Source organism: Bradyrhizobium sp. HKCCYLS3077, assembly GCF_051167555.1.
Taxonomy (GTDB): domain Bacteria; phylum Pseudomonadota; class Alphaproteobacteria; order Rhizobiales; family Xanthobacteraceae; genus Bradyrhizobium.
The window spans coordinates 792,146-810,719 of the sequence record NZ_JBNPTH010000001.1 but is presented as its reverse complement, the minus strand read 5'-3'; the positions used below and the strand labels follow the sequence as shown (position 1 = coordinate 810,719).

Sequence of the window (18,574 nt, the reverse complement as noted above, 5' to 3'; positions counted from 1 at the left end):
CATTCCCTGCGCCCCGTCCACATCGCTATCGCCCCACTTCCCCCAACGCGCTAAGCTCACGCCTCAATCCCTAGGGCGGAGCGACCGAGGAGTTCGCGCGAGACATGCTGCACGACTGGGGCGTGATCCTGGCCGCGTTCGGCTATATCGGGTTCCTGTTCCTGGTCGCGAGCCGCGGCAACCGGGCCGGGGGGCGGCGGCCGTCGCGGCTGGCCGGGCTGATCTACCCGCTGTCGCTCGCCATCTACTGCACCTCCTGGACGTTCTTCGGCTCGGTCGGCTTCGCCTCACGCACCAGCGTCGATTTCCTCGCGATCTATCTCGGCCCGATCCTGATGGTCGGCGCCTGCACGCCGCTGCTCCGCCGCGTGATCCATCTCGCCAAGACCCAGAACATCACCTCGGTCGCCGACCTCGTCGGCGCGCGCTACGGCAAGAGCCAGGCGGTGGCGGCGACCGTGGCGCTGATCGCGATCATCGGCTCCGTCCCCTACATCGCCCTGCAGCTCAAGGCCGTCGCCTCCTCGCTGCAGACCATCCTGATCGACGACCGCGCCTTCGCCCATATCCCGATCGTCGGCGACATGGCGCTGATGGTGACGCTCGCGATGGCGATGTTCGCGGTGCTGTTCGGCACCCGCCAGACCGACGCCACCGAGCACCAGCACGGCCTGATGCTGGCGGTCGCGACCGAGTCGATCATCAAGCTCGTCGCCTTCATCGCTGCGGGGGCCTTCGTCACCTTCTGGATGTTCTCGCCGGTCGAGCTGATCGAGCGCGCGATGAAATCGCCGGAGGCCGAGCGCGCGCTCGAATATGTGCCGGGCATCGGCAATTTCCTCACCATGACGCTGCTGTCGTTCTGCGCCGCGATGCTGCTGCCGCGCCAATTCCATGTCAGCGTGGTCGAGAACGCCAGCGATGCCGAAGTCTCGCGCGCGCGCTGGCTGTTCCCGCTCTATCTCGTCGCGATCAATCTGTTCGTCATCCCGATCGCGCTCGCCGGCCTCGTCACCTTCCCGTTCGGCGCCGTCGACAGCGACATGTATGTGCTGGCGCTGCCGATCGAGGCGGGCTCGCAATGGCTGTCGATCCTGGTGTTCGTCGGCGGCCTGTCGGCGGCGACCGCGATGGTGATCGTCGAATGCGTCGCGCTGTCGATCATGGTCTGCAACGACATCGTCGTGCCGCTGGTGCTGCAGCGCCAGCAGGCGCAGCGCGAGATCGGCCGCGACTTCGCCGGGTTCCTGCTCGGCACCCGCCGCATCGCGATCTTCGCCATCATGGTGATGGCCTATTTCTACTACCGCGCGCTCGGCACCGCGCAGCTCGCCGCGATCGGCCTCTTGTCGTTCGCCGCGATCGCGCAGCTCGCGCCGAGCTTCTTCGGCGGCCTGCTGTGGCGGCGCGCCACCGCGCGCGGCGCGATGGGCGGCATGCTGGTCGGCTTCGCGGTCTGGCTCTACACGCTGTTCATCCCGAGCTTCCTCGACACCTCGACCGCGGGCATCCTGTTCCTGCAGCACGGCCCGTTCGGCCTGGAAGCGCTCAGGCCGCAGGCGCTGCTCGGCACCGATTTGCCGCCGCTGCTGCATGGCGTGCTGTGGAGCCTGTCGCTCAACCTGCTCACCTACATCGTGCTGTCGCTGGCGCGGCAGCCGTCGTCGATCGAGCTGCTGCAGGCCGATCTGTTCGTGCCGGCCGAGCTGACGCCGAGCGCGCCGAGCTTCCGGCGCTGGCGCTCCACCGTCACCGTGCAGGACATCCAGAGCACGGTCGGCCAGTATCTCGGCCCCGACCGCGCCCGTGCCTCGTTCGAGGCCTTCGCCCTCCAGCGCAACATGTCGCTGGATCCCGCCGCGCCCGCCGACTTCGAGCTGCTGCGCCACGCCGAGCATTTGATCGCCTCCTCGATCGGCGCGGCGTCATCGCGCCTGGTGATGTCGCTGCTGCTGCGCAAGCGCACCGTCTCCGCCAAGGCCGCGCTGAAACTGCTCGACGATTCCCACGCCGCGCTGCATTTCAACCGCGAGATCCTGCAGACCGCGCTCAACCACGTCCGCCAGGGCATCGCAGTGTTCGACGCCGACCTGCAGCTGATCTGCTCCAACGGCCAGTTCGTCGATCTGCTCGGCCTGCCGCCGCATCTGGTGCAGATCGGCAGTCCCTTGCGCGAAATTCTCGAATTCATGGGCACGATCGGCGCGCCGACCTATGAGGACAGCGAGGCGCTCTTGGCGCGGCGGCTCGCCGCCTACACCACCGAGGGCGAGCCCTATCTCGAACGCCTCGCCGACCGCCATATGGTGATCGAGGTCCGCACCAACAAAATGCCGGACGGCGGCCTCGTCATCACCTTCACCGACGTCACGCCATCGTTCGAGGCGGCCGAGGCGCTGGAGCGCGCCAACGCGACGCTCGAAAAGCGCGTACGCGACCGCACCGAGGAGCTGACGAGGCTGAACTCCGAGCTCGCGGTCGCCAAGAGCGCTGCGGAAGATGCCAACATTTCCAAGACCCGCTTCCTCGCCGCCGCCAGCCACGACATCCTGCAGCCGCTGAACGCGGCGCGACTTTACGTCACGAGCCTCGTCGAGCGGCAGACCGCGGGCGAGGATTCGCGCCTGGTCGAGAACATCGACGACTCGCTCGAAGCCATCGAGGAGATTCTCGGCGCGCTGCTCGACATCTCCCGGCTCGATGCCGGCGCGATGACCCCGTCGGTGTCGAGCTTCAAGATGGCCGATCTGATGCGCTCGCTGGAGATCGAGTTCGCGCCGGCCGCGCGCGCCAAGGGCCTCGCTCTGATCTTCGTGCCGTGCTCACTCCCGGTCGAATCCGACCGCCTGCTGCTGCGCCGTCTGCTGCAGAACTTCATCTCCAACGCCATCAAATACACCCCCAATGGCCGCGTGCTGGTCGGCTGCCGCCGCCACGGCACCTCGCTGCAGATCGGCGTCTACGACACCGGCGTCGGCATTCCGCCGGTGAAGCGCGGCGAGATCTTCAAGGAATTCCACCGCCTCGAACAGGGTGCGCGCATCGCCCGCGGCCTCGGCCTCGGCCTTTCCATCGTCGAGCGCATCGCCCGCGTGCTCAATCACGGCATCGCGCTGGACTCGCGGCCCGGCCGCGGCTCGGTGTTCTCCGTCACCGTGCCGATCGCAAAAGCCATCAACCACACCGCCGCCGTCACCAGTGCCACGCCGCTCGCCAAGACGCCGATCGCGGGCGCGCTGATCGTGTGCATCGAGAACGACCCGGCGATCCTCGACGGCATGCGCACTCTGCTCACGGCGTGGGACGCCGAGGTCATCGCCGTATCCGATCCGGAATCCGCCGAGGAGGCCATCGCCGCCCGCAACGGCGCCGTCACCGGCCTCTTGGTCGACTACCACCTCGACCGCGGCAACGGCATCGCCGCGATCCGCGACATCCGCCGCCGCTTCAACGAGGCGCTGCCCGCGATCCTGATCACCGCCGACCGCAGCCCCCACGTCCGCGCCGCCGCCCGCGACGAGAACATCGCCGTGCTCAACAAGCCGCTGAAGCCGGCGTCGTTGCGCGCGCTGCTCGGGCAGTGGCGCATCCAGCAGATGGTGGCGGCGGAGTAGCGGCCACCATTTGGATGCATGATGTCTGGCCTCGCCGGTTCAGTGGCCCGACGTCAGCAGTGCCCGGATGACGGCGACGACGAGCCACAGGACCACAAAGAAGAATGGGGCCGAGAACTTCAGGTTCAAGCCCGATTGAAAACCGGGCGGACGGATCTTGTCGTGCTTGGCCGATGCCTGAATGAAGAGGATGTTCTGCTGCGCGCACCTGACGAGCAGGTCGTAGTCGTCGACCTTGGACCCCGGCAGCGTCCAGGACTCGACGGTCAATTCCGTGAAGCTTTCGACGTGGCGGCCTTCGATGTTGTAACGGCTCGCGAGCCTGAGGCCGGGCAGATCATGCGTCTCCGCCGACCTGGCGTCGGGCCAGTGGCGGGGCATTTCGACCTGAAGCAGCGACGAGAGGCGCCTGGGGCGGCCAAGATAGATGTCGTGTTCGCGCGCGGCGCGTCCGGCGCCTGACAGGTCCGTGCTGATATAGTTCTCGACGAACTGCAGATGAATCTGGTCCGGCTTGTCCGACACGCGCCAACAATCGCTGATCTCATATCGTGCATCCAGCACGATCCTGTTCTCAACTCGATCATCATGGATCTCGATCGGCAGCGCTTCGGTGGCCGTCGGCCAATTGGCCTGCAATTGGCTGAGCAGGCTGCGTGCGAGGCCGGCCTCCCCCTCATTCTCAACCAGGTTTCTAACCTGGTCGGCGCCGCGGGCGGAGAATTCGAGACTCCGATGCAGCGTGGCCGGAGACCGGCGTGTGGGACCGATGCGCCAGTCGTCATGGCAATGAATGACGTGCTGAACGGCGTGTTCGGGCAGCTTCTCGAGACGGGCGTCATCGGCCGCCAGCGGCAGGGCCCATCCGAGGTGCGGCAGCTCGATGTGATCGAGACTGCCACCCTGCCGCGACAGCGTGGGATCCAGCCAGTAGCTGCGGCCCGCGATGCGGACGCGGACGATGCAATGATCGAACACGGCCGGGCTCGGCAACACCTGGTCCAGCACGACGCCGTGCGTCGTGGAGACCAGCGCGGCGCAGGCATCGAGGCCGAGGCGACGGGCGCCGGCGACGTAAAGCCGTGCCTTGTCCTTGCAGTCGCCGAAGCGGCCGCTCCAGATCGCCTCCAAGTCACGTGGCGTCAGGCCGCCCTCCCCCAGCGACAGGAAGAAGTAGCGCAATTCGCCCTGCACGAAGCGGAGCCATTCCACCGCCCGCTGCGCCGGATCAGCAAAGGCTTGGCTGATCCGATCGATCTCGAAGGCGAGCCCGGACGGAATCTCGCCGGGGTCATAGGCGCTCGCCATCAGACCCGCGACGTCACCCCAGCTATCGAACTCGCTGAGCTGAAAGGCAGGCACCTCGAAGGCCCAGGGCGGCGTCGACGGCGCACTCGGGCTCTTCCTCTTCTGCCCGACGAGACGCCGGCGGATGTCCTCGAAATCGCCATGCGCGCGGGTCTCGGGACGCGGCGGGTCGTTGAAATCCCGGCTCGCGATGTTGCGATCGCGCGGCTTCAGCAGCCGGTGACGATGATCGAAGGTCGGATTGAAGGCGTCGAGCGCCACCCAGGTCTGGTACTTGCCACTGAAGATCGGCTTGTCGCCATGGAGCGAGCAGCAGAACTCCAGGATGTCGTTGGCGCGCACGTCGGGGACCAGCAGGGACGCCGTGAGCCGTCCGTTCAGCATCAGCCGCTCGATGTCCCGCTCGCGCCGAAACAACTGAAACGCCCCCGCACGCATGTGCTCGATGATCTGATCGCCGCGCAGGATGCGGACGTAATGAGCCTCGAGCGTCTGATAGCCAGGGTCGAACTCGATGACGATGTGAGAGGCCCATTCGGCGCCCTCTTTGGTGAGGATCCGCTGCGCCGACCGGAACGTCCAGCACGGCTCCGACCCGGTGAGATTGACCTGAACATCGGTCAGCAGCCGGCAGACGCCGTTCGCGATGCAGGCCTCCTGCTCGGGCGACGGCTCCGTCGCGTAAGCCGCGAGATCGACCCAGTCCGGGACCGGCGTGTGGCGCACCTCGTCGGCCTTGCCCGCCGCTCCCCCAGCGAGCGCCTTCTCCTCAGTCTCATTCACGATGACACGCCCCACGCAACCCCAGTCTGGGTTACCGTCGTTCGCAAAAGCGTTCAAGCGAAGGCACGAAGGTCCCGAGGATGCGAGGTCGGTTCAGCCGCCACCGTCCGCCCTGCCGAGAAGCGCGCGCGGTGGACGTCCCATCCTTAGCTGAGCCGGCGCGAGAATGCGGCGCGGATCGGCCGGCCTGGCGCCATGCGGCGGGCGCTACGCATCTCGCCGCGCGCTCATCCGCTCCACCAGATAGTCGACGAACACGCGCACCCGCGCCGGCGTGTTGGACCCGCCGACGAACACGGCATGGAAGACCTCCCGGTCGCCGGGATTGTATGCCTCGAGCAGCCGCACCAGCAGCCCCTCCGCGATCGCGTTGCCCAGGCTGAAATCGCCGACGCGGGCGATGCCGACGCCGTCGCACGCGAGCTCGGTCAGCGTATCGCCGCTATTGGCTTCGATGGCGCCGCGCAGCTTCAGCGCGTAGTCGACGCCGTCACGGCGGAACGGCCACACCGGCTCGGCGCGGCGGAAGCTGAAATTCAGGCAGTTGTGGTTGTGCAGATCCTCGGGCGTCTGCGGCACGCCCCAGCGCGCGAGATAGTCAGGCGAAGCCACGATGCTGCGGCCGTTGTCGCTGAGCCGGCGCGCCGTGAGCGCGCTGTCGGCCAGCGGGCCGCCGCGGATCGCCACATCCGCCTGTCCCGCCGCGATGTCGACGAGGCCGTCGCCGAGATGGATGTCGACCAGGATGTTCGGATAGCGCCGCACGAACTCGCCGAGCAGCGGCACGATGCAGAGGCGGCCGTGCGAGATCGCCGCGCTGACCCGGATGCGCCCGCGCGGCGCGCCCTGGTCGGCGATCGCCTGCTCGGCCTCGTCGAGGTCGGCCAGGATGCGTCGCGCGGCGGCGAGATAGGCCTGCCCCTCGGCCGTCAGCGTCAGCGCGCGCGTCGACCGCAACAGCAGCCGCGCGCCGAGCCTGATCTCGATGCGGTCGAGCGTGCGGCTGACCGCCGATGGCGTCAGGCTGAGGGCACGCCCCGCAGCCGAGAAGCTGCCGCTGTCGGCGACGGCGCAGAACACCTCGATATCGCGGGCACGATCGGCGCTGGCCAGCATCATCTTTGCGTCCAGATCAAAAATCCTTGGCGTCACTACCCTCTAATACCGCGATCCTCCCTCGTCTAGCTTTGCGTGCATCGACAGACCCAAGGAGACCGCCATGACCCTGCCCCGCCTGCTGCAACGAACCGCCCTCGCCGCCACCGCCCTCACCGCGCTGGCCAGCGCCGCCCTTGCCGACGCCACTGAGGCGCCCGGCCAATTCCCGGCGAGCTTCCACACCCAGGAGATCCCGACCAACGGCACCACGATCCACGTCCGCGTCGGCGGCACCGGGCCGGCCGTGGTGCTGCTGCACGGCTATGGCGACACCGGCGACATGTGGGTGCCGCTCGCCGCAAAGCTCTCCGCCAACCACACCGTGATCGTGCCCGATTTGCGCGGGCTCGGCCTGTCCGCCCGCGCCGACAAGGGGTTTGAGAAGGCCAACCAGGCCGAGGACATCGCCGGCGTGATGGACGCGCTGGGCGCCCGCACCGCCGAGGTCGTTGCGCACGACATCGGCAACATGGTCGCCTACGCGCTCTCCGCGCGGCACTCCGACCGGGTGACGAAACTGGTGCTGATGGATGCGCCGGTGCCGGGCATCGGTCCGTGGGAGGAGATCCTGAAGAACCCGCTGCTGTGGCACTTCCGCTTCGGCGGCCCGGACATGGAGCGCCTGGTCGAGGGCCGCGAGCGCATCTATCTCGACCGCTTCTGGAACGAGTTCTCGGCCAAGCCCGCGAATTTCCCTGAGGCCGCGCGCGTCCACTACGCGCAGCTCTATGCCGGCCCGGGCCGGATGCATGCCGGCTTCAGCCAGTTCGCCGCCTTCGATCAGGACACGATCGACAACCGCGCCTGGCTCGCCGCGCATGGCAAGCTGACGATGCCGGTGCTGGCGATCGGCGGCGGCGCGTCCTTCGGCCCGACCATGGCCGTGGTAGCACGCGCCGGCGCCGACAATGTGCAGGAGAAGGTCATCGACGGCTCCGGCCACTGGCTGATGGAAGAACAGCCGGCAGCGACGGTCGCTGCGATCGACGCCTTCCTCAACGCGCCGTCGTCGCGCTGATCTCACAGCACCTCTCCAATCCCAATCAAGAGGACGCCGGTCATGGCGACGCAGTCCCTCGATGAGGCGGTTGGAGAGGCCAACGCCTCGCAACGGCCCACGGTCATCTTCATTCATGGCCTGTGGCTGAAGCCCAGTTCGTGGGACCGCTGGGCCGAGCTGTTCGACGCGGCAGGCTATGCCGCGCTGGCGCCCGGCTGGCCCGCGGAGATGGGCGGCGCCGCCGCCCCCGAGACCATTGGCGAAGTGGCCGCGCATTTCGTCACGATCGCGTGCAGACTCGACCGCCGGCCGGCCCTGATCGGCCATTCCTTCGGCGGCTTGATCGCGCAGATCCTCGCCGGCCGCGGGCTGTCTGCCGCAACGGTGGCGATCGATCCGGCGCCGTTCCGGGGCGTGCTGCCGCTGCCCGTCTCCGCGCTCCGCTCCGCCTGGCCGGTCCTGCACAACCCGGCCAACGCCAGCCGCAACGTCAGCCTCACGCTCGACGAATTCCGCTACGCCTTCGCCAACGCGGTGCCCGAGACCGAGAGCGACGACCTGTACGACGCCTATCAGGCGCCGGCCCCCGGCCGCCCGATCTTCCAGGCCGCGAGCGCCAACCTCAATCCCTGGACCCAGGCCCGCGTCAACAGCGAAGCCGCGAACCGCGGCCCGCTGCTGATCATCTCCAGCGAGCACGACCACACCGTGCCGCCCTCCGTCGCCCGCGCGGCTTACGAGGTGCAGAAACGCAACCCGCACGCCGTCACCGAATTCGCCCAGCTTCCACAACGCGGCCACTCGCTCACCATCGACAGCGGCTGGCGCGAGGTGGCGGAGACGGCGTTGAGGTTCGTCGGGCGGTTTACGTAGCGGCGGCGCGTTCAGCGCGATGCCGATGGCGGCCTGAGACGGAAGCGCACGAAGAAGATCGGCGTCTACGGCACCTGTTTCACCCGGCCTGATCCCGAGACATACGAGCTGAGCCGCGCCACGGCGCCGTGCAATCGCACGACTCCACTCCCCGACACGGAAATGTCGGCGTCCTGTCGCGGCGCGAGGTCGACGTCGCCGCTGCCACGGATCGTCGCGTTCGCGCGTTCCGTGACCAGACGGCCGAGATCGGCGCGGCCGGACCCGGACGCGTCCAGCGACACCTGCTGCGCCGTGCCGCCGGCACTCACGCCTCCGCTGCCGCGCAGCGTGATCCGCAGCGAGTCCTGGCTGCTCTCGGGGAGCTTCAGATTGCCACTGCCGTGGACGTTCGCCATCGTGGTCCGGGCTGCAAGACGGCCGAGATCGACACCGCCGGAGCCGGCCGCCTCGACAGTCGTGTCGCGGACCTCGCCGCTCGCGGTGACCGCACCGCTGCCCTGCGCCGTAATCCGCAGCGCATCCTGGTGGAGATCGGAGAGCTCGAGACTGGCCGACCCTTGAACGGTCCAGGCCGTGACCGCCGGCCCGGACAGTTGCACGACGAGATCATCCACCTGGAGGCAGTCGACCTGCCTGCCCCATTCCGGCGTCTCCCACTCCAGGCTCCCGTCGCGCAGGCGGACATGGCCGACCAGATCGGCGTCACCGGTCACGCTGGCCCGCGGCGATGGGCCGGGCTGATAGTGCACCTGCGCCGGAATCCTGATCTTGATCGCGTCGCCGCCGGACCAGGCGAGATCGGCCGTGCGGCGCTCGCGCGCGTCACTCCTGCTCGACCTTGGCCCCCCGCAGCTGCGTGAAGCTGCTGCCCAGGTTCTGCCGACCCAAGGCTTCCCTGCCCAGGGCAGCTCATCGCCGTCGATCCAGTCCCCCGCCGAGGCGAGGACTGTGATGATGGCGCAAGTTGCGGCCACGCTGAATGACACCGCAGCGATACGTCCGAGTCGTCCGTTCATGGCACATCTCCACTCACACAGGTTCGTGTTCCAGCTTGAGGAGCCGGTAGTGCAGCCTTGCGTAGTTGCCGAGCATCCTCACCGCGGAATGGAGCGCCAGCAGCAGCAGTGCGCCGCAGCCGATGCTGCCGGCGATCAGGCCAATGCCGGCGACCGCCCGCAACCCCATCGCGGCGATCGAGGCGAAGTGACCGACCTTCAGAAGGCTGAGCAATAGGCCGATCCCGACGACGCCGAGCACGAAGACCAGAAGGCCGACTGCGAGCGTCACCACGATGACCGCCACCAGCAGAGGCAACAACAGCAGGATGTCGACCGTGGCTAGCCCGCCGAGCGCCAGAAGCACCGCGGCGGAGTTGCCGAAGCTGCGGTGCTCCTCCCAATGACGCAGCCCGGTCTCGGCGCGCAGCTCGCGCGCCAATCGCCGCGGATCGCCCAGGGCGGCAGCCACCTCCGCCTCGTCGCGCCCGGACGCCGCGGCCTCGTCGAAATAGGACATGTAGTCCGCAATGATCTCGTCGACGTCATCAGCGGGCTGCCCGGCGAGACCGTCCTTGAGCTGGCCCAGGAAGTCGATGCGGTTCATCAACGCTCTCCCAGCAAGTTCTCGACGGCATTCGTGAACGCCCGCCACTCGCGCTTCTGCGCGGCAAAGGCGGAGCGGCCGGCCGCCGTCAGCCGATAATATTTGCGGGGCGGCCCGCTGTTCGATTCGGCAAGCCGCGTCTCGACCAGCCGGTCGTCCTGCATTCGCCGCATCAGCGGATAGATCGTGCCCTCGCCCATGCCCACCCCGCTCGAAAGCGCGCTGGCAATCTCATAGGCATAGCTCTCACCGCGCGCGAGCAGCGCCAGCACGCACAATTCGAGTGCTCCCTTCTTGAGCTGCACCTGCATCTGGTCCGTCATGGAGAGAAGGTGTTACAAGGTACCCGTTCATGAAAGATAGTCATCGGCCGGAATATGCAATCGGGCGCTGGCAGGACATTCGGGGAGGCGGGCAGGTTGGCCGGGCTTGGCTTAGCATCCTTGAGCCACACCAGCTCCGGTCAATGTCGAGATCGTCCGTTCACCTCGCCCAAGAGCTTGCTGAATTCGGGATCTCGACCGCAAAGATCCCCCGCTCGCAACGAGTCGAGCCCAGGCCAGATTAACAAACTCGCAAGCCGCCCACTGGATTCACCCGCGACCAGGGGACAATGGGCCGCTCCAACGAAGCTCGCGGACGACAATCTGCAGACCAGCAGAGCGGTGGTACGCTGCCCGCGCGCAATATCGCCCTCGCCGCAACGCTAACGTCAGATGGTTGCTGCGCCGATCCTCACCTGAGTCAGCCGCATCGATCAACCACATCACACCCGACACACCGGTCTCGAATTCGAGCCGCTCCGCTTCGGGGCCGTCGAGATCAGCGCGCAGTTGCGACGTCTGCAGAGCAGGACCGATCAATCCCTCGTCGTTGACGCCGATCCATTGCACCAGGAAACCCCCGTCGTCCCGGTCCTCGGCGTACCAGGCCACATCGCCGGCATCACCGGACAACACGACGGCGACACCCTGCCCGCAGTTGATCGCCCCAAGCCAATTCGTCACCCGGCAGGCGCGCGCATAATCGCTCTGATCGGCCGGGTCGTCGTGATCGCTCCATCCCTCGATGCCGCGCCAATCTGACACGCACTCGGCAGGGATCAGCAGATGGGGACCGCCGGTCGTTTCGACCCAGGTACTGGTTCGCGTCATGACGCGGAAACTAGCAGATCGTCGCCTGTGTCGACAGCGCGGCCGCTCATCGCTTGCACTCTCCAACACATATTCGTCTAGCTCGCCGCGGCGACGATCCCCAACACCGTAGCTGGATTCATGGCGTCCACCATGGCCGTGGGGATCAGAATAGTGGCTCCCCGCTCCTTGGTGGTCTCATAGATGATGTTCATCGCGCGCAGCTGCAGCGCCGCCGGGCTGCGGGCGTAGGTCTCAGCGGCCTCGACGAACTTTTGCGCGACCTCCTGCTCCGCCTGGCCTAACAGGACGCGCGCCAGCCGCTCGCGCTCGGCCTGCGCCTGGCGGCTCATCGCGTCCTGCAGCGCCGGCGGCACGCCGATGTCGCGAATTTCAACCGACAGAACCGCCACGCCCCAATCCGCCGTCTTGCGGCCGATCTCCTCGCGCAGCAGCTGGTCGCCTTGCTTGCGCTCGGACAGCAGGGTCGAGAGCAGTGACGATCCAACCATCTCGCGCAGCGAGGTCTGCGCGACGCGCGTGATCGCCTGACGGTAGTCGATGATCTCCAAGGCGACGCGCTCGGGATCATGGATCTGCCAGAACACCACGGCGTCGATGTTCACCGGCACGGTGTCCTTGCTCAAGGCCTGCTCGGCATTGATCTCGGTGGTTTGGATCCGCTGGTCGAGCCACACAGCGACCTGATCGACGAAAGGCACGATAACAAACAGGCCGGGACCGCGAACGCCCACAAGGCGCCCAAGCCGGAGCACGACGGCTCGCTCCCACTGGTCGGCGATCATGACGGCCTGCGGGATGAGAAATGCGACGACGAGGAGGGACCCAGCGGCCGCATATGCGACGGACGAGCCGGAGTCGCGCCCGAACACGGCGATCGCCCCCGCAAGCGCCAGCGTAAGAACGGCGAGCACGATCGCGGGTTGGTTCGTGCCTTTCGTTGAGAGATATCTAGTCATTCGACGTCTCCTGCTTGACGAGCGCAATCATTCGTTCCGCCAACGCGATGGGATCGACACCGGCGGCGGCCGCCGTCGCGAGCATCTGCTTGGCAAGGCTGTCGACCTGCTGAGCCAGCGCACGCGCCGACGGCGGCCGCGGCGGCTGAGCCACGAAGCTTCCTCGTCCGCGGACGAGCGTGATCGCACCGATCCGCTCAAGCTCGTCATACGCGTGTCGAACCGTGTTGAGATCGACCTTCAAGGCAACCGCCATCTCGCGCATGGTCGGCATCCGGTCACCCGGGCGCAAGACGCCCGCGCCCAAGCTTCGCAGAATCTGGTCGCGAATCTGGACGTAGATCGGAATCCCGGAGCTCTCGAGCCGGAGCGACTTCATCAAGCCTGTATGCATTATCTAGTACAATATACTTTACATACACCGCGTCAATCGCCGTTTCGAGGCTCAGCCCCCTCCGTGTGTGCGTGCCATCCGCTAAGCCGGACTGTGGGAGCGCCTGCCGTCATGACGAGCGCGTTCAGGGGCCGGCATCAAAATTCGAAAATCCAGCATCTTCCCGATTTCTTTTTCCCCGAACTCATGCTACTTATTGAGTCGTCCCGTGCCGTCATGAGGGGCGCTTCGCGATCGTCACGAACGTGGGGTGCGGGATGCGGTGGGCGCATCGGGTCGCAGCGGGCTTATGCTCGTGGACGAACGATCCGGCGCGCACGGTCAAGCCGTGTGGTCCTGGCATCCCGGTGCTGATGCCAAGTCCGTGACGACGATGTTGCGGATGACGGGGGCAAGAACGCCGGTCCCCGGGGAGAGCTCGGAGCAGCCGTCAAAACCATCGCGCAGGGAGGGCCGGGTGTATCAGGCCAGACCTGTGGTGACTGCCGCCTGCTTCTTTTGTTGCAGGCGGGCCACGGGCGCGGCCAGCGCTCGGCCTTCCCTGCGCCCTCTATCTTGAGGAGGGCGAGTAAAGCTCAAAGCTCGGACGCTGATGGCGCCGCGAGACTGAGGAGGTGTGTCGCGATGGATCTAACAAAGACCCTGGCTTCCTGCTCAACTCGATCCTTGGCTCCCGCGCCGAAAATGCCGCTCCTCACCCTGAGGAGCGCGCCCGAGGCGCGCGTCTCGAAGGGCGAGGCCTCGGTCGGGCCTCATGGTTCGAGACGCGCCGCGCCAGAGACAGTGTCGTCATACGTCAAGATGCGTGCGGCGCGGCGCTCCTCACCATGAGGATTTAGCGCGAAGTGCGGCGCTGCAGATGGTCATGCCCAGCGTGCTTATTGAGGCGATCAGTCCTTCACTTCCCCGTCGGCACGTCCTGCCGCCAGGCACTTCCCGCGATCTTCGCGGCCGCAATCACCGCCTGCGTGCGGCTCTCGACGCCGAGCTTCTGCAGGATGGCCGAGACATGCGCCTTGATGGTCGCCTCGGAGACGCCGAGCTCATAGGCGATCTGCTTGTTGAGCAGCCCCTGCGACAGCATCATCAGTACGCGCACCTGCTGCGGCGTCAGGGTGACCAGACGGTCGCGCAGCTTCGTCATCTCCGGATCGGCGCCGGCCGCGAGGTCGGTGTCCGGCGGCAGCCAGACGTCGCCGTCCATCACCTTCATGATGGCGTCGCGCAGGACGTCGACGCCGAAGCGCTTCGGAATGAAGCCGGAGGCGCCGAAATCGAGCGAGCGCCGGATCGTCGCGCCGTCGTCGCTGGCCGACACGATCACCACCGGAATCGCCGGATATTGCGCGCGCAGGTAGATCAGGCCGGAAAAGCCGGAGATGCCGGGCATCGTCAGGTCGAGCAGGACGAGGTCGACCTCGGAATCCTTCTCCAGCAGCGCGGTCAGGTCCTCGAACGAGCCGGCCTCGTCGATCACGGCCTCGCTGAGCACGCTCGCGACGGCTTGCCGCAGCGCGTTGCGGAACAGCGGATGATCATCGGCAATGACGAGATGGGTGGTGGCAGCCGCCATGAATCCTGACTTAACCAATCCTGACTTGAACAATCCTGACCTGATTTCTCGCTGGCGACGCCATGCTGCATCTGCACGCTCGCCGACCTCTTGCGGAAATACTCGCCCGGCCACCGGTTGCATGCAAGCATGCAATTCCACTTGCGGAGAAGGCAGTTAATCCACGCCTTGTGCAACGCAACATCACTAGCATGGCGACCGCACAACGAACTTGATCCGCCGCAATGTCCCCATCTTTCCGATCGCGCGCCGCAGGCAGGGCCGAAAGTCGTATTGGGGCGGGTTTCACTGCAATGTTACTGAAGGCGTAAGGCCTCCGCGACGTCAGCCGTCCAAGTCCGGCATGCGGAGACGAAGCCATCATCACAACGATCTTGGGGAGCGAATGCCAATGTCAACAATGGTCGCCACACCAGCGAGAACGGGAGGCATGACGAAGGACGAACGCTTCGTCATTCTGGCTTCCTCGCTCGGTACTGTCTTCGAGTGGTACGACTTCTACCTGTACGGGTCCCTGGCCTCGATCATCGGCGCGCAGTTCTTCTCCGCCTATCCGCCGGCCACCCGCGACATCTTCGCCCTGCTGGCCTTCGCCGCCGGCTTCCTGGTCCGCCCGTTCGGCGCCATCGTGTTCGGCCGCATCGGCGACATCGTCGGCCGCAAATACACCTTCCTCGTCACCATCCTGATCATGGGCTTGTCGACCTTCGTCGTCGGCATCCTGCCGAACGCCGAGACCATCGGCTTCGCGGCGCCGGTGATCCTGATCGGTCTGCGCCTGCTGCAGGGCCTCGCGCTCGGCGGTGAATATGGCGGCGCCGCGACCTACGTCGCCGAGCACGCTCCGATGGGCAAGCGCGGCTACTACACATCGTTCATTCAGACCACCGCGACGATGGGCCTGTTCCTGTCGCTGCTGGTCATCCTGGCCACCCGCACAATCATCGGCGAGGCGGACTTCGCCAAATGGGGCTGGCGCGTGCCGTTCCTGGTGTCCGTGCTGCTGCTCGGCATCTCCGTCTGGATCCGTCTGCGCTTGAACGAGTCGCCGGTGTTCCAGAAGATGAAGGAAGAGGGCAAGAGCTCGAAGGCGCCGCTGACGGAGTCCTTCGCCAACTGGAGCAACGCCAAGATCGTGCTGCTGGCCCTGATCGGCGGCACCATGGGCCAGGGCGTGGTCTGGTACACCGGGCAGTTCTACGCGCTGTTCTTCCTGCAATCGATCCTGAAGGTCGACGGCTACACCGCCAACCTGCTGATCGCCTGGTCGCTGCTGCTCGGCACCGGCTTCTTCGTCTTCTTCGGCGTGCTGTCGGACAAGATCGGCCGCAAGCCGATCATCATGGGCGGCTGCCTGATCGCGGCGCTCACCTTCTTCCCGATCTTCAAGATGATCACCACCAACGCCAACCCGGCGCTGGAGAAGGCGATCGAGGCGACGAAGGTGGAAGTGGTGGCCGATCCCGCTGGTTGCGGCGACCTGTTCAACCCGGTCGGCACCCGCGTCTTCACCGCGCCTTGCGACACCGCCCGCGCCTTCCTCGCCCAGTCCTCGGTCAAGTACTCGACCGTTCCTGGCCCGGCCGGCTCCGGCGTGAAGGTCACCTTCAACGGCAAGGAAGTGCCCTACACCGACGCCAAGACGGGTAACCCGGCGCTCACCGCGGCGATCGGCGAGGCTGGCTATCCGAAGGCGGGCAACCCGGCGATCGTGAAGATGGCGCATCCGTTCGACATCTTCCGTCCGCAGGTCGCAGCGATCATCGGCCTGCTGCTGATCCTGGTGATCTTCGTCACCATGGTCTACGGCCCGATCGCGGCGATGCTGGTCGAACTGTTCCCGACCAAGATCCGCTACACCTCGATGTCGCTGCCCTATCACATCGGCAACGGCTGGTTCGGCGGCCTGCTGCCGGCCACCGCCTTCGCGATCGTGGCCTCGACCGGCGATATCTATGCCGGCCTGTGGTACCCGATCACGTTCGCGGTGATCACGGCGGTGGTCGGCTTCCTGTTCCTGCCGGAGACCAAGGACGTCGACATCCAGGCGAAGTAATCAGTCAGGCGAGCGGCATCCCCGCTCGCCTCGCTTTCTCAGTCGAACGAACGGCCGCGGATCGCTCCGCGGCCGTTCCGCATTTCAGCCGAGGGGTTTTCTCTTTGAGGTCAGACCGCGCCGATGAACTGCAGCACCACCTCGCGGGCGTGCGGCCGCGCGCGATGCTCGATCAGATAGATCGCCTGCCAGGTGCCGAGCAGCATCCGGCCGTCCCGCACCGGCACCTGCAGCGACACCGAACTCAGCAGCGTCTTGATATGGGCCGGCATGTCGTCCGGGCCTTCGGTGTCATGCACCCAGCCGGCGTCCTCCGGCGCGAGCCGCGACAGCGCGGTGGTGAGATCGCGCAGCACGGTCGGATCGGCGTTCTCCTGGATTGTCAGCGACGCCGACGTGTGGCGGATGAAGACCGTGACCGCGCCTTCGGCCGCAACGATCTCGCGCAGGAAGGCCTGGACGTCGCGGGTGAGGTCGGTGAAGCTGCGGCCGGCGGTCTGCACTATCAAGCTCGATGTCACGACGCTGTTGATGGCGACGCGCGACGGCGTCGCCCGCGTGATCGATCCTGCAGCCATACGTTTCGCCTCACCTGTCCAAGGTCAGATCCTGCCCGAGACGTCCTTCTGCACCCGGTTGGCCATGTCGAGCAGCCGGCGCCAGGCCTGCTCCAGGAAACCCATCATGCGGTCCATGTCCTGGTCGCTCGGCAACGGGATCTCGAGCTTGCGCGTTCCATCGGCAGACTTGGAATCCGATTTGGAATCCGACGCTTTGGGCTCGGCCTTCTTCAACTGATCGGACTTGGGCAGCGCCTGGTCCTTCGGCAGCGGCTCGTCGATCTTGCCGGAGATGCTCTGGTCGCGCGACGCGAGTTGAGCCTTCAGCTTCTCATTCTCCGCCTGCAGCCGACCGATCTCGGCATCCAGCGCCGCGCGTTCGTCGGGGACGGCGTAGCAAGCCCAGCCGGAGCCGGAATTGTTGTTGCAGGTCGAGACCGCGCCGGTCCGGGTGTCGAGCCGGACCACGCCATCGGGCGTCGTCGACATCGTGTAGCGGCCCTTGTCGCCGTCTGGCGCGGCGTCATCGGCCGATGCGGGCCCGCCCAGGCCACCGAACGCCAAAAGGACCAAGAAGAGGACCAAGGGAACCAGGAGAGGCTGCCGATAGGGTTGCATGAGATTCATGACTGGCCGAGCCTCCAAGGCGCCACGACGCGCGATTCAGGACGGCGGCCATGCACGCCTGCATTGTGTCGACGCCATGACATTCCGCTCCGTGCGATGAGCTGCCACAGGCCGAACCGCCGTTCCCGACGTAGGCGTGACGCATGCGGATTTCAACGCGGCGGCGGGTGGTGCAGGCGGCGCAGGCCCGGAACCAACGTCAAGCGCGCGCGTCGCGCCGGCGCGGTGGTGACCGCGCCGATCGGAGCAGCATTGCAACTGCACAGAACACTGTTGATGCGGCGCGGTGACACGTCGGCCCGATCTGACGAAAAAGCCGAGAAAACGAGCAAATTCAGGCATCTAACAGTTCAACACGCAATCTTGACTTGGGGGGATGCGGTCAGTATGGTCCGCGCGGCTTTAAAGGGCGATGGGGCGCTATTTCCTGAAACTCGCAGCAACGGCTCGGGTCTCCACACATGGCGGACAAGCACATGGCGGATGGCACGAGCGAGCGCAGCGGACACGGAGATCGCGACAAGTCGCCCGATGAGGTTGCGCTTTCCGCAAGGCTCGGAAGTCTCGACCAACGGTTGTCCGAATTTCGCGACGGCCGAAAGGTAGGGGCTGATCAACCTGGAAACAGCGGCGGTGACACTGCAGCCCGGGCTTCGGCCATGGCGCGTGGCCTGCGACTGTCCTCCGAGTTGATCGCCGGTGTCCTCGTCGGCGCGGTGCTTGGCTGGGGCTTCGACCGCTTGCTGTCGACATCGCCCTTCGGATTTATCGTGTTTTTCCTGCTCGGCTTCGCCGCCGGCGTGTTGAACGTGGTCAGATCTGCAGGCGTCGCCCCCGACAGGCCCCGCCAATGAGATCCGTGCGGAAGACCTCAGGGCGGAAGACCAACGAGTGAATTGCAAAGCGCCGG

Annotated in this window: 16 protein-coding genes; 5 read left to right on the top strand and 11 right to left on the bottom strand. The window is 66.4% G+C overall.

All coding sequences use genetic code 11. The features are described from left to right. Nucleotides 1-104: 104 nt before the first annotated feature. Nucleotides 105-3,614 (top strand): PAS domain-containing hybrid sensor histidine kinase/response regulator, encoded by a 3,510-nt coding sequence (locus tag ACQR0Z_RS03550; RefSeq protein WP_434917705.1) that lies wholly within the window; start codon nucleotides 105-107, stop codon nucleotides 3,612-3,614. A 39-nt stretch (nucleotides 3,615-3,653) separates the two neighbouring features. Here the strand turns inward: ACQR0Z_RS03550 and ACQR0Z_RS03545 are convergent, their stop codons facing one another. Both ACQR0Z_RS03545 and ACQR0Z_RS03540 read right to left on the bottom strand, forming a co-directional pair. Beyond that, nucleotides 3,654-5,705 carry a DUF3857 domain-containing transglutaminase family protein gene (locus ACQR0Z_RS03545; RefSeq protein ID WP_434917704.1) on the bottom strand — a complete coding sequence of 684 codons (2,052 nt, stop codon included), beginning with the start codon at nucleotides 5,703-5,705 and terminating at the stop codon, nucleotides 3,654-3,656. A 207-nt stretch (nucleotides 5,706-5,912) separates the two neighbouring features. Then, nucleotides 5,913-6,824: a LysR family transcriptional regulator gene (locus ACQR0Z_RS03540; protein WP_434917703.1), complete on the bottom strand. Its 912-nt coding sequence runs from the start codon at nucleotides 6,822-6,824 to the stop codon at nucleotides 5,913-5,915. Nucleotides 6,825-6,924: 100 nt separating this feature from the next. Here ACQR0Z_RS03540 and ACQR0Z_RS03535 point away from each other — a divergent pair, with 100 nt between their 5' ends. Then, nucleotides 6,925-7,881, top strand: coding sequence for an alpha/beta fold hydrolase (locus ACQR0Z_RS03535; RefSeq protein ID WP_434917702.1), 957 nt, complete (start codon nucleotides 6,925-6,927; stop codon nucleotides 7,879-7,881). Nucleotides 7,882-7,923: 42 nt separating this feature from the next. Continuing rightward, complete coding sequence (locus ACQR0Z_RS03530) at nucleotides 7,924-8,736, top strand: alpha/beta hydrolase (protein WP_434917701.1); 813 nt, start codon at nucleotides 7,924-7,926, stop codon at nucleotides 8,734-8,736. Nucleotides 8,737-8,801: 65 nt separating this feature from the next. Here ACQR0Z_RS03530 and ACQR0Z_RS03525 read toward each other — a convergent pair whose 3' ends face one another. The 7 genes from ACQR0Z_RS03525 to ACQR0Z_RS03495 all read right to left on the bottom strand — a co-directional run bounded on the left by ACQR0Z_RS03525 (nucleotide 8,802) and on the right by ACQR0Z_RS03495 (nucleotide 14,421). After that, nucleotides 8,802-9,755, bottom strand: coding sequence for a GIN domain-containing protein (locus ACQR0Z_RS03525; protein ID WP_434917700.1), 954 nt, complete (start codon nucleotides 9,753-9,755; stop codon nucleotides 8,802-8,804). A gap of 13 nt (nucleotides 9,756-9,768) precedes the next feature. Further along, nucleotides 9,769-10,341, bottom strand: a complete 573-nt coding sequence (locus ACQR0Z_RS03520) for a DUF1700 domain-containing protein (protein ID WP_434917699.1) — start codon at nucleotides 10,339-10,341, stop codon at nucleotides 9,769-9,771. After that, a complete protein-coding gene (locus ACQR0Z_RS03515; protein ID WP_434917698.1) occupies nucleotides 10,341-10,664 on the bottom strand; it encodes a PadR family transcriptional regulator in 324 nt (107 codons plus the stop codon). The genes ACQR0Z_RS03520 and ACQR0Z_RS03515 overlap by 1 nt, the downstream gene beginning before the upstream one ends. Before the next feature lie 270 nt (nucleotides 10,665-10,934). Continuing rightward, nucleotides 10,935-11,495 (bottom strand): Imm21 family immunity protein, encoded by a 561-nt coding sequence (locus tag ACQR0Z_RS03510; RefSeq protein ID WP_434917697.1) that lies wholly within the window; start codon nucleotides 11,493-11,495, stop codon nucleotides 10,935-10,937. A 77-nt stretch (nucleotides 11,496-11,572) separates the two neighbouring features. Then, nucleotides 11,573-12,280 (bottom strand): slipin family protein, encoded by a 708-nt coding sequence (locus ACQR0Z_RS03505; RefSeq protein ID WP_434917696.1) that lies wholly within the window; start codon nucleotides 12,278-12,280, stop codon nucleotides 11,573-11,575. Nucleotides 12,281-12,446: 166 nt separating this feature from the next. Then, nucleotides 12,447-12,833, bottom strand: a complete 387-nt coding sequence (locus ACQR0Z_RS03500; RefSeq protein ID WP_434918014.1) for a GntR family transcriptional regulator — start codon at nucleotides 12,831-12,833, stop codon at nucleotides 12,447-12,449. Nucleotides 12,834-13,746: 913 nt separating this feature from the next. After that, entirely contained in the window at nucleotides 13,747-14,421 is a 675-nt protein-coding gene (locus tag ACQR0Z_RS03495) for a response regulator (RefSeq protein ID WP_434877856.1), read from the bottom strand. A gap of 385 nt (nucleotides 14,422-14,806) precedes the next feature. On the opposite strand from ACQR0Z_RS03495, the gene ACQR0Z_RS03490 reads away from it, so the two are divergent. Further along, complete coding sequence (locus ACQR0Z_RS03490; RefSeq protein WP_434856382.1) at nucleotides 14,807-16,477, top strand: MFS transporter; 1,671 nt, start codon at nucleotides 14,807-14,809, stop codon at nucleotides 16,475-16,477. A gap of 110 nt (nucleotides 16,478-16,587) precedes the next feature. Here the strand turns inward: ACQR0Z_RS03490 and ACQR0Z_RS03485 are convergent, their stop codons facing one another. Further along, on the bottom strand, nucleotides 16,588-17,055 hold the full coding sequence (locus ACQR0Z_RS03485; RefSeq protein ID WP_434917695.1) for a secondary thiamine-phosphate synthase enzyme YjbQ: 468 nt from the start codon (nucleotides 17,053-17,055) through the stop codon (nucleotides 16,588-16,590). A gap of 24 nt (nucleotides 17,056-17,079) precedes the next feature. Next, nucleotides 17,080-17,664 (bottom strand): hypothetical protein, encoded by a 585-nt coding sequence (locus tag ACQR0Z_RS03480; protein ID WP_434917694.1) that lies wholly within the window; start codon nucleotides 17,662-17,664, stop codon nucleotides 17,080-17,082. A gap of 476 nt (nucleotides 17,665-18,140) precedes the next feature. On the opposite strand from ACQR0Z_RS03480, the gene ACQR0Z_RS03475 reads away from it, so the two are divergent. After that, entirely contained in the window at nucleotides 18,141-18,518 is a 378-nt protein-coding gene (locus ACQR0Z_RS03475) for an AtpZ/AtpI family protein (RefSeq protein ID WP_434877961.1), read from the top strand. The last annotated feature ends 56 nt before the right edge of the window (nucleotides 18,519-18,574 follow it).